The sequence below is a fragment of the Paracoccus sp. (in: a-proteobacteria) genome (assembly GCF_032007265.1).
Classification (GTDB): Bacteria; Pseudomonadota; Alphaproteobacteria; order Rhodobacterales; family Rhodobacteraceae; genus Paracoccus.
The window spans coordinates 1-2,873 of record NZ_DALZMB010000195.1; the positions used below are offsets into that span (position 1 = coordinate 1).

Consider the following 2,873-nt stretch of genomic DNA (forward strand, 5'->3'; position numbering starts at 1 on the left):
GCAGGAAAGTCCGAAACGGCATTTCCCGCGCCATCCGCAAAGCTTGGATCAGCGGCTAGAGAGCAAAATGCCAAAGCAAAAACAATGGCGCATCCTTCGAGATTTCGAATGGGTGCCTAATCCGCGCGTCGTCATGACATTCAAAGCAGGTCAGACCCGTGAAGGCTTGAACGCTGCCTGCATCAAGCACGCAGGTGACCGGATTGCAAAGATCAAGGCCGAGTAGGCCTTGCGCCCCTTCAGCCGCCCTTGGGCAAGGCGCAGCAGTTCATAGGAGCCATCTATGGCCAAACCGACCACTTATGTTGGGTCGAACGTCGCCCTTTTCCTTGAAGGGACGCCGAGCGGCACGTTTTTGCGTCCGTGCGGGCTGACCAGTCACACGATTACCTTCTCGAAAAACACGCAGGACGTCACCGTTCCAGATTGTAACGACCTTGAGGCCGCAGCCTGGATCGAGCGAGGCGTTGAAAGCTTAGACATGAGCGGATCAGGCTCGGGCATTCTCGCCGCCGAAGCCGTCGATCTGTGGTGGGATGCGTTCCGCTCGAATGAGAGCATCAATTCTCGTGTCTATGTTGGCGCGGCCAATGATACGGCAAACGGCCATTATTGGGCGGGTAACATTCACCTGACCCAGTTCGAGGTCTCGGGCGAGCGCGGGGGCAAGGCTCAAGTCAACGTCTCCTTCGTTTCCGATGGCGAGGTGACCTATCATGATGTGGCGGCGCCCTAATGGAGGCGTTGATTGCAAACTGGCCAAGCGGGGAGGATGCATTCCTCCTACGCATCGGCGAGCTGGAGGCGCTGGATGACCTGACAGCCGCGGGCGTGCTGGATCTGCGCTATAGGCTGTCTCAAGGCGTGCCGCGCGGCAGCTTGGGCTATGCCCCTGTCAAAGTCCGTGAGGTTCTTGCCTGTCTGCGCCTTGGCCTGATCGGTGCGGGCATGGACCGGGTTCATGCCGAGCGCAAAGTCAAGCAGGCATTTGAGAATGGCGATATTGCCGAACTCAACCTGATGGCTTTCACGATCATCAGCCGTGCTTTTGCAAGCAAGGAGCACGACGCTGTGGGGGAGGCGGAGGCGGAGGCGGGGGCGGCGGAGATCAAAGGATCCGCTTCTCCCGCCTCTACGGCAGCGGCGCCGCGCTCGGCTTCTCGCCCTCGCAAGTCAAAGAAATGACGTTTTGGGAGTTCTCGGCCTGCATTGACGGTTGGAACAGATCCCAGGGCACGGGGCATCACCACAATGGTGCGCCATTAACCGACGATGAATATGACGAGCTGGTGGCGCTCGGGGAGATGTGGAGTGGCACAAGCTGACGCCGGACTGGAACTTCCCATTGGTTTGACTGAACAGAAGTTCACGCAGCAGCTCGCCCGCATAGAGGCGCGGGCATTGAAAACCGCCCAACGTGCCGAAGATGCGTTCAAGCGTTCGAATGCGTCCTCGGCAAGATCCTTTGCAGAGCTTGAGAGATCTTCCGGACGTTCCTTGAGGGGAATGCAGCAACTCCTGAAGGTTGGCGGCGGGCTGCTTGCGGGCGGCGTTGTCGCGCAGCAGGTCCGGCATTTTCTGCGCCTCGCCGACGCTGCAACCAAAATGCAGAACTCTTTGCGCGTGGCAGGGCTTGAGGGGGACGAGCTGAACGCTGTCTATGCGAAGCTATTCCAATCGGCGCAAAGAAACTCCGCCCCGATCTCTTCCCTGGTCGATCTTTATAGCAAGCTGTCACTGACCCAAAAGGAGCTGGGTGTGAGCAGCAGTGAGCTGATCCAGTTCACGGATGGGATTGCGGTCGCATTGAGGGTCGGTGGCACGGACGCCCAAGCCGCAAGCGGCTCACTCTTGCAACTTTCCCAGGCGCTGGGCGGTGGCGTTGTTCGGGCCGAAGAGTTCAACTCGATCCTCGAAGGCACGCCGACAATTGCCCAAGCTGTGACGCGCGGCCTGAAAGAGGCGGGCGGTTCTGTGGCCGGCCTGCGCAAGCTGGTCACCGATGGTCAGGTTTCCAGCACCGCGTTTTTCCGTGCCTTTGGGGTTGGTTCGGAGGAATTGCGACGGCAGGCCGAGACGACACAAACGACGGCTGGTCAGGCATTCACGCAGCTCGGCAATTCCTTGGTGACAATGGTCGGGGAATTTGATCAGGCGACGGGCGCGTCAGCGCACTTTGCCGAAATGGTGGGCGAAGTCGCCTCGGGCATTGATGGTTTCGATGCGGAAGGGTTCATCGTCCAAATCCAAAGCATTGCCCAGGCGTTCGCGGATGCAGAGGCAGCTGGTACCAGTTGGCTCAATAATGTCGGTAACTCCGATTTCTTTGCCAAACTGAACGAATCCATGGGCATCACCGAGGGTGGGATGCTGGTTAATGTCGAATCCAAGGAGGCTGAAGCCAAGATCGGCGTGATGGAGCGCGAGGTTGAGACGCTGCAAGCCCAGATTGAAAACCAGACGTCATTGGGTTTCGATGCCAGCGAGGCCCTTGCCCGCCTAGCACAGCTTCGCGGCGAGCTGGCCGCGTTCAAGGCAGAGGCCGCCAATATTGCGCGCAACACCAACGATGTGCGTGGCGGCCCCATGATGGAGATCGGCGCATTCTATGATGGTTCGGGTTATCACCCGCCCACGCCAGCTGCTGCTTCAACGCCTGTGAGTATTGCTGATCATCCCGCGGCCCCAAGTAAGCCAAAAAAAGCGGGTGGTGGTCGCAGGGGCAAGACGGGTGGAAAAGGCGGTGGCAGTAAGGGCAAGACCACGGCGGACATCCTTGGTGTCGGCGCTGATGACGCGCGCGATATTGAGCGTGCGATCCAGTTGATCGGATTAACAACGCAGGAAGCGGCCAAGCTCGAGGCTAAATGGTC

Annotated in this window: 4 protein-coding genes; all 4 read left to right on the top strand. The window is 59.1% G+C overall.

From position 1 onward, the window contains the following. Positions 1-226: hypothetical protein (locus tag RTS12_RS20495; RefSeq protein WP_312531970.1), on the top strand; the 226-nt coding region annotated here is incomplete at its 5' end. A 57-nt stretch (positions 227-283) separates the two neighbouring features. Continuing rightward, the gene (locus RTS12_RS20500) at positions 284-736 is read left to right on the top strand and encodes a phage tail tube protein (RefSeq protein ID WP_312531972.1); all 453 of its coding nucleotides are present in this window, start codon (positions 284-286) and stop codon (positions 734-736) included. Beyond that, the gene (locus RTS12_RS20505) at positions 736-1,185 is read left to right on the top strand and encodes a GTA-gp10 family protein (RefSeq protein WP_312531974.1); all 450 of its coding nucleotides are present in this window, start codon (positions 736-738) and stop codon (positions 1,183-1,185) included. Before RTS12_RS20500 ends, RTS12_RS20505 begins: the two co-directional genes overlap by 1 nt. Positions 1,186-1,278: 93 nt before the next feature. Beyond that, positions 1,279-2,873: tape measure protein (locus RTS12_RS20510; RefSeq protein ID WP_312531976.1), on the top strand; the 1,595-nt coding region annotated here is incomplete at its 3' end.

Coding starts and splice junctions, on each gene's coding strand:
- RTS12_RS20505 (WP_312531974.1), top strand. CDS start 736: ATGGAGGCGTTGATTGCAAACTGGCCAAGCGGGGAGGATGCATTCCTC.
- RTS12_RS20500 (WP_312531972.1), top strand. CDS start 284: ATGGCCAAACCGACCACTTATGTTGGGTCGAACGTCGCCCTTTTCCTT.